Here is a 13,199-nt window from a genome sequence, read left to right as displayed (position 1 = left end):
GTCACCCGTGTACGCACCGGCCTTCAACCGGGTGGACGACGAGGACGCCGTCCGCCGGATGGTCGCGGAGGCCGGTGCCGGCGAGCTGGTGACCGTCGGTCCCGACGGGTACCCGGCGGCGACCCGGCTCCCGGTGCTCTGGACCGGCGACACCGTCAGGGCACACTTCGCGCGGGCGAACCAGCACTGGCGGTCCATCACGGCGGGCTCCCCCGGCCTGCTGGTCGTCGGTGGCCCGCAGGCCTACGTGTCGCCCTCCTGGTACGCGTCCAAGGCGGAGCACGGCCGCGTCGTGCCGACCTGGAACTACACGACCGTCCACCTGACCGGCCGGGTGCGGGTGCACGACGACGTCGACTGGCTGCGTGACCTGGTCACCGCCCTCACCGACGCCCACGAGGGCGCTCGCGAACACCCGTGGGCGGTCACGGATGCACCCGACGCGTACGTCGACGGGCAGCTGCGCGGGATCGTCGGCGTCGAGCTCGTGGTGGAGCGGGTCGAGGGCAAGGCCAAGCTGAGCCAGAACCGGTCCGAGCAGGACCGCGCCGGCGTGGTCGAGGGCCTGCGTACCGAGCTGTCTCCCGCGGCCCACCAGGTCGCCGAGCTGATGCAGCCCGACCTGCGCGGCTGACGGTGGCCGACCCCGCCGCGACCGCGCTGCTCGCGGCCGCCACCCTGCACCTCGGCTTCCAGCTCACCGTGACCGTGCTGGTGTACCCCGCCCTGTCCCGCGTCCCCGCAGACGCCTGGTCACCAGCCCACGACGCCCACTCCCGAGCCATCGTCCCGCTCGTCGTGGCGACGTACGGCGCCCTGCTGGCGACCGGGACCTGGGCCCTGCTCACCACCCCGATGACCCCAGGCCTGCTCCTCGCGCTGCTCGGGACCACCGTCACCTTCGCGACGACCGCCTTCGTGGCAGCCCCCACCCACGCCCACCTGGGCCGCGACGGCAAGACCCCACAGGCCATCCACCGCCTCCTGCTCGCAGACAAGGTGCGAGCGGCAGGAGCCTTGGTGGCGACCGCAGGGGCCTTGCTCAACTGGGCCCAGCAGCACTGAAGGAGGGCGGTGGCGTGGCCCGCAGGGGCGTGGCGGGCCTGGCGGGAGCGCGGAGCCAAGCGGAGTGCGGATGGACAGGCCCAAGGGCCACACCACCGCCCGACGGCGAGACGTAGACGCCGGGACGAGAAGGAACGGCCTCAAGCGAAGGACGACCTCAGGCCTTTGCAGAAGCCTTGGTACCGGTGATGCGGTAGACGTCGAAGACGCCGTCGATCTTGCGCACCGCCTTCATCACGTGCTCGAGGTGGCTCGGGTCCCCCATCTCGAACGTGAACTTGCTGATCGCCACCCGGTCGCGTGACGTCTGCACCGACGCCGACAGGATGTTGACGTGCTGGTCGGACAGCACCCGCGTGACGTCCGAGAGCAGCCGGTTGCGGTCGAGCGCCTCGACCTGCAGCTGCACGAGGAACACCGACGCCGACGACGGCGCCCATTCCACCTCGATCATCCGATCCGGTTGCGAGAGAAGGGACTCCGCATTGGTGCAGTCGGTGCGGTGCACCGAGACGCCGTTGCCGCGGGTGATGAACCCCATGATGGGGTCACCGGGGACCGGGGTGCAGCAGCGGGCGAGCTTGACCCACACGTCTGCCGTCCCGACGACCACCACCCCCGGGTCGCCCGAGCGCCGGCGCATGGACCGCGTCGGTGTGGTGGCCTCGGCGAGGTCCTCGGAGGCGCCCTCCTCGCCGCCGAGGGAGACCACGAGCCGGCCCACGACGTGCTGGGCCGACACGTGGCCCTCGCCGACGGCGGCATACAGGGCGTCGATGTCCTGGTAGCGCAGCTCGGACGCGAGCCCGGTGAGGGTCTCGACGGTGAGGAGGCGCTGCAGCGGCAGGCCCTCCTTGCGCATCGCCTTGGCGATGGCGTCCTTGCCGGTCTCGATGGCCTCCTCGCGGCGTTCCTTGGAGAACCACTGCTTGATCTTGTTGCGGGCCCGCGGTGACTTGACGAAGGTCAGCCAGTCGCGTGAGGGACCGGCGCCGTCGGCCTTGGAGGTGAGCACCTCGACGACGTCGCCGTTCTCGAGGGTCGACTCCAGCGGCACGAGCCGGCCGTTGACGCGCCCGCCGATGCAGTGGTGGCCGACCTCGGTGTGCACGGCGTAGGCGAAGTCGACGGGGGTCGCCCCGGCAGGCAGCGCCACGACCTCGCCCTTGGGCGTGAAGACGTAGACCTCGCGGGCGTTGATCTCGAACCGCAGCGAGTCGAGGAACTCGCCCGGGTCGGCGGTCTCCTTCTGCCAGTCGAGCAGCTGGCGCAGCCACGCCATGTCGTTGATGGGGCCGGTCTCGCCGTCCTTGGCACCGGAGGCGGGGGCGGTCCCGTCCTCCTTGTACTTCCAGTGGGCGGCGACGCCGTACTCGGCCCGGCGGTGCATGGTGTGCGTGCGGATCTGGATCTCGACGGCCTTGCCCTCGGGCCCGATGACCGTCGTGTGCAGCGACTGGTACATGTTGAACTTCGGCATCGCGATGTAGTCCTTGAACCGCCCGGGCAGGGGGTTCCACCGCGCGTGCAGCGCACCGAGCGCCGCGTAGCAGTCGCGCACCGAGTCGACGAGGACCCGCACCGCGACGAGGTCGTAGATGTCCTCGAAGTCGCGACCGCGCACGATCATCTTCTGGTAGACGGAGTAGTAGTGCTTGGGGCGGCCGGTGACCGTCGCCTTGATCTTCGCGGTCTTGAGGTCCTCGCTCACCTGCTCGCGGACACCCGAGAGGAACTCCTCCCGCGCCGGCGCCCGCTCGGCCACCAGCCGGACGATCTCGTCGTACACCTTGGGGTAGAGGGTCGCGAAGGACAGGTCCTCCAGCTCCCACTTGATGGTGTTCATGCCGAGCCGGTGGGCCAGCGGTGCGTAGATCTCGAGGGTCTCGCGGGCCTTGCGCTGGGCCGACTCGACGGAGACGTAGCGCCAGGTGCGGGCGTTGTGGAGCCGGTCGGCGAGCTTGATCACCAGGACGCGGATGTCGCGGGCCATGGCCACGACCATCTTGCGCACGGTCTCGGCCTGGGCGGCGTCGCCGTAGGTCACCTTGTCGAGCTTGGTGACGCCGTCGACGAGCATCGCGACCTCACGGCCGAAGTCCTTCTCCAGCTGGGTGAGGCTGTAGGAGGTGTCCTCGACGGTGTCGTGCAGCAGCGCCGCCGCCAGCGTCGCCGGGGTCATGCCGAGCTCGGCGAGGATCGTGGTGACGGCCAGCGGGTGGGTGATGTAGGCGTCGCCGGACTTGCGCTTCTGGCCCCGGTGGGCCTCCTCGGCGACGACGTAGGCCCGCTCGATGACGGTGAGGTCGGCCTTGGGATGGGTGGCACGCACCGTCTGGAGGAGCGGTTCGAGCACCGGGTTGGTCGGCGCCCCGCGGCTGCCGAACCGGGCGAGGCGCGCGCGGACCCGGTTGGAGGAGGACGTGCTCTGCCCCACCGTGCCGGTGACGACGTCCTCGCTCATGGACTGAGCCTACGTGATCCGGGGGCCCCGGATCAGCCGCCCCGGACGACCAGCGTGGTGTGCACGTCGCGCCCCTTCAGGCGGTCGCGACCATGGAGGAACTCGAGCTCGATCGGGGCCTCGAAGGCGACCACCTCGGCCCCTCCGTCCTCGAGCAGGCGGCACGCCGCCTCGGCCGTGCCGCCGGTGGCCAGGACGTCGTCGACGACCAGGACCCGCTCGCCGCCGACGAAGGAGTCCTCGTGGATCTCGATGGTCGCGCTGCCGTACTCGAGGTCGTAGGAGACACCGCGGGTGCGCCCGGGGAGCTTGCCCGCCTTGCGCACCGGCACGAAGCCGATGCCCAGGTGCTGGGCCAGCGCCGCCCCGAAGATGAAGCCCCGCGCCTCGATGCCGACGACCAGGTCGATGCTCCCCCGCCGACGGTCGGCCATGTCGGCGACGACCGCGCCGAAGGCCTTGCCGTCGGCGAGCAGCGGCGTGACGTCCTTGAACACCACACCCGGGCTCGGGAAGTCCGGGATGTCGCGCAGCCGGCTCTCGAGGAGCTCGACGAGCGGGCCGGGCAGCGACTCGGGCACGGCCTGGGTCATGTCAGCGCCGCGACTTCGGGGGCCGGCGCGGCTGGTTGCGCGGTCCTGACGTGGCGTACTTGTGCGTGCCCCGGGCGATGCTCGGCGCGGTCGCACCGACCCCGGCCGACTCCAGCGAACCGGTCTCGGACGGCTCGTCGTCGCGCCCGTGCTCGATGGGGGCGACGTCCGAGGCCAGCACCTGGCCGCCGTGACGGGCCTGGTAGCGCTGCGCCTTCTTGGCGAGCTCCACCATCTCCGGCTCCTTGCCGCGCATGTGCACGAGCAGCGGCGTCGCGATGAAGATCGAGGAGTAGGCACCCACCGCGATACCGACGAACAGCGCCAGCGCGAGGTCGAGCAGGGTGCCCGGGCCCAGGAACAGGAACCCGATGACCAGGATCGACGCGATCGGGAGCAGGGCCACGACGGTGGTGTTGATGGAGCGCACCAGAGTCTGGTTGACGGCCAAGTTGGCCGCCTGGGCGTAGGACATGCGTCCGTTGCCGCGCGCCTCGCCCGTGTTCTCGCGCACCTTGTCGAACACCACGACGGTGTCGTAGAGCGAGTAGCCGAGGATCGTCAGGAAGCCGATCATCGTCGCCGGCGACACCTCGAAGCCGGCAAGCGCGTAGATGCCGACCGTGATGAACAGGTCGTGGACGAGGGCGGCGAGGCCTGCGACAGCCATCTTCCAGGTGCGGAAGTAGATCGCCATCACCGCCGCGACCAGCGCGAGGAAGACGGCAAGGGCCTGCAGCGCCTTCTGGCTGACCGAGGCACCCCACGACGGACCGACGAACGACGCGGAGACGTCACCGGCGGTCGTGTCGAAGGCCCTGGCCAGCGACGACTGCACGTCGCGGATCTTGGCGTCGCTCAGCTTCTCGGTCTGCACGCGGACCGTGCCGGAGCCGATGGTCGTCACCTCAGGGGCAGCGGCCGGGGCGACCGAGGTCACGGCGTCCTTGGCCTTCTGCTCGTAGGTGTCGCCGATCGTCACCTTCGAGACCCGGAACTCCGAGCCGCCCGAGAACTCCAGGCTGAGGTTGAGGCCCTGGAAGACCAGGCCCAGCGTCGCGAGCAGGACGAAGATGCCCGACAGGACGTACCAGCGCTTGTAGCGGCCGACGAAGTCGATCGAGCGCTTGCCGGTGTAGAGGTCGTTGCCCAGTGCGGCGAAGTTGATCACAGCGCGCTCCCGTCGCTCGTGGCGGAGGCGGTCGCAGGCATCGCGACCCGTCCGCGCCCGGCATACCGGGCCCTGTTCGTCTTGGCCCCGAGGCGCTGGGGGTCCAGGCCGGACCAGCGGTGGCCGCCGCCGAAGAACTTGGTGCTCGACAGGATCGCCACGACCGGGTGGGTGAACAGCACCACGACCAGGAGGTCGATGAGCGTGGTCAGCCCGAGCGTGAACGCGAAGCCGCGCACGTTGGACGAGGCCAGCAGGTAGAGCACGAACGCGGCGAGGAAGTTGACGCCGTCGGCGGCCAGGATGGTCCGCCGGGCGCGGCGCCAGCCGGTGTCGACCGCAGCACGCAGCGGACGGCCTTCCCGGACCTCGTCGCGGATGCGTTCGAAGTAGACGATGAAGGAGTCGGCGGTGACACCGATGGCCACGATCAGGCCGGTCACGCCCGCCATGTCGAGGCGGAAGTTCTGCGCCCAGCCCAGCAGCGCGATGGCGACGTAGGTCAGCAGCGCGGCGATGACGATGGAGGCGACGGTCACCAGGCCCAGTGCGCGGTACTGCCCGAGGGAGTACAGGAACACCAGGGCGAAGCCGATGACGCCGGCGACCAGGCCCATGCGCAGCTGCTCGCTGCCGAGGGTCGGGCTGATCTCGTCACGGGTCTGCAGGTCGAACGACAGCGGCAGGGCGCCGAACTTGAGCTGGTTGGCCAGGTCGCGGGCGCTCTCGATGGTGAAGCTGCCCGTGATGCTGGCCTGGCCGTCGAGGATGGCTGCCTGCGCGGTCGGTGCGGTGAGCACCTGCGAGTCCAGCGTCACGGCGAACCGGTTGCGCGGGTCCTCCAGGTTGACCAGGCGCTTGGTGACGTTGCCGAACGCCTTGGTGCCGCTGCTGTTGAAGGACAGGCGGATCTCGACGATGTTGGACGGCTGGCCGTTGGACAGCGGCTGGTAGCCGGCGACAGCGTCCTTGATCTGGTCACCGCGGACCTCGACCGGGCCGAGGATGTACTTCTCGGCGCCGGTGTCGGAGCAGGTGACCAGCGGCTTGGCCGGGTCGTCGACGATGCCGTCGAGGACGCCGTCCTTGGCGCAGTCGAGGGCCTGGAACTCCTGGGTGAGCGCAGGGGTGATCTGGGCGAGGTCGCTGGCGTCCTTGGGCGCGGCGGTGCTCCCCGCGGCGGGCGTGGTGGGGGTCGCGGCGCCCGTCGTGGCCGTCGGGGCAGGCGTGGTGCTCGCACCGGCGGCGGGGGTCGTCGTCGCTCGGACGAACGCGCCCGGCACGGCGCTGCCGGCCTTGGTCGTCGTCGCGCCGGTGGCGGTCGGCACGGCCGGCTTGGTGGCGGTGCCCGTGGCGGTACCGGTCGCCGTACCCGTCGGGGTCCCGCCCGTGGTCGAGGTGCCGGTCGGCACCGGCTGGTTGGTGCCGGGCGCGGCTGCGAGGACCGGCCGGAACTGCATCTGCGAGGAGCGACGGATGGCGTCCTCGGTGGCCTTCGGCGGCGTACCGGGCATGCTCACCACGATGTTGCGGCCACCGCTGGTGGTCACCTCGGCACCCGCGACGCCGTTGGCGTCGACGCGCTGGACGATGATGTCGCGCGCCTGGTTGAGCTGGTCGCTGGAGACCTTGGCGTTGCCCACGAGGCGCGGTGCCAGCACGAGCTGGGTGCCGCCGGCGAGGTCCAGGCCGAGCTTCGGCTTGAACTGGGCGTCGCCCCAGGTCACGGCGGCGAAGAGCAGCCCGTAGAGGGCGATGCTCACGGCCGCGAGGCCCGCCAGGACCTTCAGCGGCTTGCGGTTGTACGGGTTGGTTGCCACGTGGGGTGACCTCTACTCGGGGCTGACGGGACCGGACGGCTGGTCGGACGCCGTCGTGGAGGAAGGGGACTGCGGGGTCTTGAGGCCGATCGCGCGGCGGTCGAAGCGCAGCACCACACCCGGGGCGACCTCGAGGGTGACGACCTGGTCCTCGATCGAGGTGACCCGGCCGAAGAGGCCCGAGGTCGTGCAGACCTCGTCACCGACCGTCAGACCCGCCTGCAGGGACTGCGCCTCGCGCTGCCGTCGACGCTGGCTGAACACCATGAACACGATCAGCAGCACGGGCAGGGCGAAGATCAGCAGGCTGGCTAGCGGTGAGCCGCCACTCGACATGGAGCATCCCTTCACAGTTGGCTGGTGGTGCGCGCAGCCGCATCACCGGGCACGCACAGGTCCCCGGCACCAGCCGGGTGACCGCCCGAGTGTAGGTGACGCACGGCATACCGACCAACGTGCCCTGCCGCAACCGCGTTCCAATTGTGACCATTTCGCGGGCGGTGCCACCCGGGCGGGTCCTCAGGCGCCGAAGCGGCCCTCGCCGGTGTCCAGCGGCAGGGCCGGCTGGCGGTCGAGGCCGGCCGGCGGCGTCAGCCCCAGGTGCTCCCACGCCAGCGCGCTGGCGGCGCGGCCACGCGGGGTGCGCACCATGAAGCCCTCGCGCACGAGGAACGGCTCGGCGACCGTCTCGACGGTGTCGGCCTCCTCGCCGACGGCCACCGCGAGGGTCGACAGCCCGACCGGTCCCCCGCCGAACCGGCGGCACAGGGCGTCGAGGACGGCTCGGTCGAGCCGGTCGAGGCCGCGGTCGTCGACGTCGAAGAGGGCCAGGGCGGCGTGGGCGGCGGCCTCGTCCACGACGTGGCGGCCGTGCACCTGCGCCCAGTCGCGGACCCGACGCAGCAGGCGGTTGGCGATGCGCGGTGTGCCCCGCGACCGGCGGGCGATCTCGGTGATTCCGTCGGGGTCGGCGGCGACATCGAGCAGCCGTGCGGAGCGGTGCAGGATCGCCACGAGGTCGTCGGTGGCGTAGAAGTCGAGGTGGCCGGTGAAGCCGAAGCGGTCGCGCAGCGGCGCGGGGAGCAGGCCCGCCCGCGTGGTCGCCCCGACGACGGTGAACGGTGCGAGCTCGAGCGGGATCGCGGTGGCCCCCGGGCCCTTGCCGACGATGACGTCGACGCGGAAGTCCTCCATGGCGAGGTAGAGCATCTCCTCGGCGGAGCGGGACATCCGGTGGATCTCGTCGAGGAAGAGCACCTCCCCCTCGGTCAGGGACGAGAGCACCGCTGCGAGGTCGCCGGCGTGCTGGATCGCCGGGCCGCTGGTGATGCGGATCGGGCGCTCGAGCTCGGTGCCGATGAGCATCGCCAGGGTCGTCTTGCCGAGGCCGGGCGGCCCCGAGAGCAGGACGTGGTCGGGCGGGGTGCCTCGGCGGCGCGCCGCCTCGAGCACGAGGGACAGCTGGTCACGCACCCTCGACTGCCCCGAGAACTCGCTCAGCCGGCGCGGTCGCAGCGCCATCTCGACCGTGCGCTCGTCGGTTTCGCCCGAGGGGTCGACGATGCGGGCGGTGGCGTCGAGGGAGGAGTCCTCGTACATCTCGGAGCTGAAGCCGTCGCCGGACACTCCTACCGCCCGAGCTCACGCAGCGCGGCGCGCAGCATCTCGGAGACGTTGGCGTCGGCCGGGGCCGTGGCCGCGACCGACGTGACAGCGTCCTCGGCCTGCTTGCCGGAGTAGCCGAGCCCGGTGAGGGCGTCGGTGACCTGGTCGCGCCAGGACGGCCCCGCGGCGGCGGGTGCGGCAGCGGTCGTGCCGGCGACACCGGACGGCACGCCGATCTTGTCCCGCAGCTCGAGCACGATGCGCTCGGCGCCCTTCTTGCCGATGCCCGGCACCTTGGTCAGGGTGGCGAGGTCGGCGCCGGTCACCGCGGCGCGCAGCCGGTCGGGCGCCAGCACGGACAGCATGGCCAGGGCGAGTCGCGGCCCCACCCCGGAGACGGTCTGGACCTGCTCGAAGATGTCGCGCTCCTCGTCGGAGGCGAAGCCGTAGAGGGTCAGTGAGTCCTCGCGCACGACGAGCGTGGTCGCCAGGGTCGCCTCGCGACCGAGGTACTGCGCCGAGGCCGTCGCGGGGGTCGTGTGCAGGAGCATGCCGACTCCCCCGACCTCGACGACGACCCGGTCGAGGCCGATGTGCTGGACCGCGCCACGCACCGAGGCGATCACCGCGACACCGCCCCGGACGGGCGCGCGGACGGGTGGGCGGACGGGACACCGCTGGGAACGGCGCCGGGGGCCCGGGCGCCCACGGCCTTGAGCCGGGCACGCTCGGAGGCCGCGGCGAGGGCGAGGCGCTGGTCGCCGCCGCCGCGCCAGTGGTGGCAGATGGCCAGGGCCAGGGCGTCGGCAGCGTCGGCGGGCCTGGGGGCGACCTCGAGCTCGAGGATGCGGGTGACCATGGCGGTGACCTGTGCCTTGTCGGCGCGGCCCTGCCCGGTGACGGCGGCCTTGACCTCGCTGGGCGTGTGCGTGACGAGCGGCAGGCCGCGGCGCGCGGCGGCCAGGAGCACCAGGCCCGACGCCTGGGCGGTCGTCATGACAGTGGGCACGTGGTCTGCCGCGAAGACGCGCTCGAGGGCGATGGCGTCGGGATCGAACCGGTCGAGCCAGGCGTCGACCTGGTCCTGGAGGTAAACGAGCCGCTCCCCCGTGTCGCGGTCGCCCGGCGTCCGGACGACCCCCACCGCGACCATGGTGAGCCTGCGGCCGCGGCTGCTGTCGACCACACCCAGCCCGCACCGGGTCAGTCCGGGGTCGACCCCGAGTACGCGCACTGCGCTGCTCCCTCGTCCTGGCGGGCGCTGCCGCTCCACCGTCTCGTCATCCGAACACCTGTTCGGTGAACGCTACACGGACGACGCCCCGGCTCCCCCGCAGCAACACGCGGGGAGGACGGGGCGTCCGGCTGGTGGCAGCGAGCGGACCGGTCTGGTCGCCGCCCACTCGGTGTGCCGCCTGCTCGATGTCGTCTACTCGTCGTCCTCGTCGAGCTCGGCGAGGACCTCGTCGCTGATGTCACCGTTGGCGAAGACGTCCTGCACGTCGTCGGAGTCCTCGAGGGCCTCGATGACGCGGATCATCTTGCGGGCGCCGTCGGCGTCGAGCGGCACCTGGAGGTTGGGGACCCATGAGGCCTCGGCCGAGTCGTAGTCGATGCCGGCGTCCTGGACCGCCTTGCGCACGGCGACGAAGTCGGTGGCCTCGGAGATGATCTCGAAGGAGTCGCCGAGGTCGTTGACCTCGTCGGCCCCCGCCTCGAGCACCACCTCGAGGATGTCGTCCTCGGTCTTGTCACCCTTGGGCACCACGACGACGCCCTTGCGGTCGAACACGTAGGAGACCGAGCCCGGGTCGGCGAGCTGCCCGCCGTTGCGGGTCAGCGCGGTCCGGACCTCGGCCGCGGCGCGGTTGCGGTTGTCGGTCAGGCACTCGATGAGGACGGCCACGCCACCTGGCGCGTAGCCCTCGTACGTGATGGTCTCCCAGTCCGAGCCGCCGGCGGTGGCGCCCGAGCCACGCTTGACCGCGTTGTCGATGTTGTTGTTGGGGACCGAGGACTTCTTGGCCTTCTGGATGGCGTCGTAGAGCGTCGGGTTGCCCGTGGGGTCACCGCCACCCGTGCGCGCCGCGACCTCGATGTTCTTGATCAGCTTGGCGAAGAGCTTGCCGCGCTTGGCGTCGATGGCGGCCTTCTTGTGCTTGGTGGTCGCCCATTTGCTGTGGCCGCTCATGCCTTGCCTCTCACGATCTCGACGAACAACTGGTGGAACCGGTGGTCACCGGTCACTTCCGGGTGGAAGGAGGTGGCCATCACCGACCCCTGACGAACGGCGACGATCCTACCTGCGGCCGGGCCGTCCTCGACGCGGGCCAGGACCTCCACGCCCTCGCCGACCTCCTCGACCCACGGGGCGCGGATGAACACGGCCCGCATCGGGGCCCCGCCGATGGCTCGGATGTGGAGGTCCTCCTCGAAGGAGTCGACCTGGCGTCCGAAGGCGTTGCGCCGCACCGTGATGTCGAGACCGCCGAGCGTCTGCTGGTCGGGTCGGGCGTCGGCGATGCGGTCCGCGAGCATGATCATGCCCGCGCACGACCCGTAGGCCGGCATGCCTGCCGCGAGGCGCTCCCGCAGCGGGTCGTACAGGTCGAAGGCGCGGACGAGCTTGTCCATCGTCGTCGACTCGCCACCGGGGATGATGAGCGCGTCGACCGCCTCCAGCTCGCGCGGGCGGCGGACCGTGGCGCTGCGCGCGCCGGCCTGCTCGACGGCGTACAGGTGCTCGCGCACGTCCCCCTGGACGGCGAGGACACCGATGGTCGGGCTGGAGGGATTCGTCACGGCCGGAATGCTACGGGGGCGCCCACCTAGGCTGGTCACCGTGCCCCTGCCCGACGCGCGCATCCGCGCCCGCACCCCCGACGACCTCCCCGCTCTTGCCGAGATGCTCGCGGCGCAACGGCCGTACTCCGGCTACCCCCAGCGCTGGCCCCTGCCCTTCCCTGCCGAGGACTTCATCCGCCGCGACGGCGAGGACGCCGCCTGGGTGGCAGACCTCGACGCCGAGGTCGTCGGCCACGTGTCGGTCTGCGGGGTCGGGACGGGGATGGAGGCGGACCTCTGGACCGCCGGCACGGGGCGCGGGGCCGAGGAGCTGGCAGCGGTCTCGGTGCTGTTCGTGGCCCACACCGCGCGCGGCCGGGGCGTCGGCAGTGGGCTGCTGGCGACAGCGGTCGAGGCGATCCGGGCCAGCGGCCGGACCCCCGTCCTCGACGTGGTCCAGGAGACGACCGCTGCCGTCGAGCTCTACCGCAGGACGGGGTGGGAGGTGGTCGGCGAGGGCCGCCCCTGGTGGCTTCCTGCCGACCACCTGCCCGTGCTCTTCATGGCGCTCCCCGACGACAGGGGCTGAAGCCCCGACGGCGATGACGAAGGGTGGGAACCGGCTGCCTCAGGTGGTGCTGGAGCAGCCGCTTCCCACCCTTCGTTGCAATGGGCGCCGGAAGTGCCGGGAGCGGGTGGCTACCAGCCGCGCTCGGCGAGTCGGTGCGGCTCGGGGATCTCGTCGACGTTGATGCCGACCATGGCCTCACCGAGGCCGCGCGAGACCTTGGCGATCACGTCGGGGTCGTCGAAGAACGTGGTGGCCTTGACGATCGCCTCGGCCCGCTGGGCGGGGTTGCCGGACTTGAAGATGCCCGAGCCGACGAAGACGCCCTCGGCGCCGAGCTGCATCATCATCGCGGCGTCGGCGGGGGTGGCGATGCCGCCGGCGGTGAACAGCACCACAGGCAGCTTGCCGGCCTCGGCGACCTCCTTCACGAGCTCGTAGGGAGCCTGGAGCTCCTTCGCCGCGACGAACAGCTCGTCCTCGGGGAGGTTCTGGAGCTTGCGGATCTGCTGGCGGATCTGGCGCATGTGGGTGGTGGCGTTGGAGACGTCACCGGTGCCGGCCTCACCCTTGGAGCGGATCATCGCCGCACCCTCGGTGATGCGGCGCAGGGCCTCGCCGAGGTTGGTCGCACCACAGACGAAGGGGACGGTGAAGTTCCACTTGTCGATGTGGTTGGCGTAGTCGGCCGGGGTCAGGACCTCGGACTCGTCGATGTAGTCGACGCCGAGGGACTGCAGCACCTGCGCCTCGACGAAGTGGCCGATGCGGGCCTTGGCCATCACCGGGATGGAGACGGCCTCGATGATGCCGTCGATCATGTCGGGGTCGGACATGCGCGAGACGCCGCCCTGGGCGCGGATGTCGGCGGGGACCCGCTCGAGCGCCATGACGGCGACGGCACCGGCGTCCTCGGCGATCTTGGCCTGCTCGGCGTTGACGACGTCCATGATGACGCCGCCCTTGAGCATCTCGGCCATGCCGCGCTTGACGCGGGACGTGCCGGTGGTGGGCTGCGACGAGGGCTGGCTGGCGGGGGTGGTGGTGTCGGCGGACATGACGACGTGCTCCAGATTCTGTTCAGGGCGCAGCGCAGGGGACGCGCTTCGCATCCCATGCTAGTTGGTGC

Annotated in this window: 14 protein-coding genes; 3 read left to right on the top strand and 11 right to left on the bottom strand. The window is 71.4% G+C overall.

The window, feature by feature from the left end:
* The first annotated feature begins 7 nt into the window (after positions 1–7).
* Both ASG70_RS17260 and ASG70_RS17255 read left to right on the top strand, forming a co-directional pair.
* Positions 8–634 carry an FMN-binding negative transcriptional regulator gene (locus ASG70_RS17260; RefSeq protein ID WP_056885067.1) on the top strand — a complete coding sequence of 209 codons (627 nt, stop codon included), beginning with the start codon at positions 8–10 and terminating at the stop codon, positions 632–634.
* Positions 635–636: 2 nt separating this feature from the next.
* Complete coding sequence (locus ASG70_RS17255; protein ID WP_056885066.1) at positions 637–1,065, top strand: hypothetical protein; 429 nt, start codon at positions 637–639, stop codon at positions 1,063–1,065.
* Between the two features lie 157 nt (positions 1,066–1,222).
* On the opposite strand, the gene ASG70_RS17250 is transcribed toward ASG70_RS17255, so the two are convergent.
* The 10 genes from ASG70_RS17250 to pdxT all read right to left on the bottom strand — a co-directional run bounded on the left by ASG70_RS17250 (position 1,223) and on the right by pdxT (position 11,529).
* The gene (locus ASG70_RS17250; RefSeq protein ID WP_056885065.1) at positions 1,223–3,529 is read right to left on the bottom strand and encodes a bifunctional (p)ppGpp synthetase/guanosine-3',5'-bis(diphosphate) 3'-pyrophosphohydrolase; all 2,307 of its coding nucleotides are present in this window, start codon (positions 3,527–3,529) and stop codon (positions 1,223–1,225) included.
* A 32-nt stretch (positions 3,530–3,561) separates the two neighbouring features.
* Positions 3,562–4,122, bottom strand: a complete 561-nt coding sequence (locus ASG70_RS17245; RefSeq protein ID WP_056885064.1) for an adenine phosphoribosyltransferase — start codon at positions 4,120–4,122, stop codon at positions 3,562–3,564.
* A gap of 1 nt (position 4,123) precedes the next feature.
* The gene (gene secF, locus ASG70_RS17240) at positions 4,124–5,293 is read right to left on the bottom strand and encodes a protein translocase subunit SecF (protein ID WP_082590968.1); all 1,170 of its coding nucleotides are present in this window, start codon (positions 5,291–5,293) and stop codon (positions 4,124–4,126) included.
* Positions 5,290–7,113 carry a protein translocase subunit SecD gene (gene secD, locus ASG70_RS17235; protein WP_056885063.1) on the bottom strand — a complete coding sequence of 608 codons (1,824 nt, stop codon included), beginning with the start codon at positions 7,111–7,113 and terminating at the stop codon, positions 5,290–5,292. Before secD ends, secF begins: the two co-directional genes overlap by 4 nt.
* Positions 7,114–7,125: 12 nt before the next feature.
* Positions 7,126–7,449 (bottom strand): preprotein translocase subunit YajC, encoded by a 324-nt coding sequence (gene yajC / locus ASG70_RS17230; RefSeq protein ID WP_056885062.1) that lies wholly within the window; start codon positions 7,447–7,449, stop codon positions 7,126–7,128.
* A 183-nt stretch (positions 7,450–7,632) separates the two neighbouring features.
* A complete protein-coding gene (ruvB, locus tag ASG70_RS17225) occupies positions 7,633–8,712 on the bottom strand; it encodes a Holliday junction branch migration DNA helicase RuvB (protein ID WP_056885338.1) in 1,080 nt (359 codons plus the stop codon).
* A gap of 29 nt (positions 8,713–8,741) precedes the next feature.
* On the bottom strand, positions 8,742–9,344 hold the full coding sequence (gene ruvA, locus ASG70_RS17220) for a Holliday junction branch migration protein RuvA (RefSeq protein ID WP_056885061.1): 603 nt from the start codon (positions 9,342–9,344) through the stop codon (positions 8,742–8,744).
* Entirely contained in the window at positions 9,341–9,952 is a 612-nt protein-coding gene (ruvC, locus tag ASG70_RS17215) for a crossover junction endodeoxyribonuclease RuvC (RefSeq protein ID WP_056885060.1), read from the bottom strand. The genes ruvA and ruvC overlap by 4 nt, the downstream gene beginning before the upstream one ends.
* 195 nt (positions 9,953–10,147) lie before the next feature.
* Positions 10,148–10,909, bottom strand: coding sequence for a YebC/PmpR family DNA-binding transcriptional regulator (locus ASG70_RS17210; RefSeq protein WP_056885059.1), 762 nt, complete (start codon positions 10,907–10,909; stop codon positions 10,148–10,150).
* Positions 10,906–11,529 (bottom strand): pyridoxal 5'-phosphate synthase glutaminase subunit PdxT, encoded by a 624-nt coding sequence (gene pdxT, locus ASG70_RS17205; RefSeq protein ID WP_235531584.1) that lies wholly within the window; start codon positions 11,527–11,529, stop codon positions 10,906–10,908. Before pdxT ends, ASG70_RS17210 begins: the two co-directional genes overlap by 4 nt.
* A 31-nt stretch (positions 11,530–11,560) precedes the next feature.
* Between pdxT and ASG70_RS17200 the strand changes: the two genes are divergently transcribed.
* Complete coding sequence (locus ASG70_RS17200) at positions 11,561–12,091, top strand: GNAT family N-acetyltransferase (protein WP_235531561.1); 531 nt, start codon at positions 11,561–11,563, stop codon at positions 12,089–12,091.
* Between the two features lie 110 nt (positions 12,092–12,201).
* Here ASG70_RS17200 and pdxS read toward each other — a convergent pair whose 3' ends face one another.
* Positions 12,202–13,128, bottom strand: a complete 927-nt coding sequence (gene pdxS / locus ASG70_RS17195) for a pyridoxal 5'-phosphate synthase lyase subunit PdxS (RefSeq protein WP_056885057.1) — start codon at positions 13,126–13,128, stop codon at positions 12,202–12,204.
* Positions 13,129–13,199 lie beyond the last annotated feature (71 nt).

Origin of the sequence: Phycicoccus sp. Soil748 (assembly GCF_001428025.1) — a bacterium.
Taxonomy (GTDB): Bacteria; Actinomycetota; Actinomycetes; order Actinomycetales; family Dermatophilaceae; genus Pedococcus.
Note: the sequence above shows the minus strand (reverse complement) of the source record. Positions and strands in the feature narration are given on the sequence as shown.

Bases quoted from the DNA above. Each gene is read 5' to 3' on its own strand.
- ASG70_RS17250 (WP_056885065.1), bottom strand. From the start codon at position 3,529: ATGAGCGAGGACGTCGTCACCGGCACGGTGGGGCAGAGCACGTCCTCC.
- ASG70_RS17210 (WP_056885059.1), bottom strand. From the start codon at position 10,909: ATGAGCGGCCACAGCAAATGGGCGACCACCAAGCACAAGAAGGCCGCC.
- ruvB (WP_056885338.1), bottom strand. From the start codon at position 8,712: ATGTACGAGGACTCCTCCCTCGACGCCACCGCCCGCATCGTCGACCCC.
- pdxS (WP_056885057.1), bottom strand. From the start codon at position 13,128: ATGTCCGCCGACACCACCACCCCCGCCAGCCAGCCCTCGTCGCAGCCC.
- ASG70_RS17245 (WP_056885064.1), bottom strand. From the start codon at position 4,122: ATGACCCAGGCCGTGCCCGAGTCGCTGCCCGGCCCGCTCGTCGAGCTC.
- yajC (WP_056885062.1), bottom strand. From the start codon at position 7,449: ATGTCGAGTGGCGGCTCACCGCTAGCCAGCCTGCTGATCTTCGCCCTG.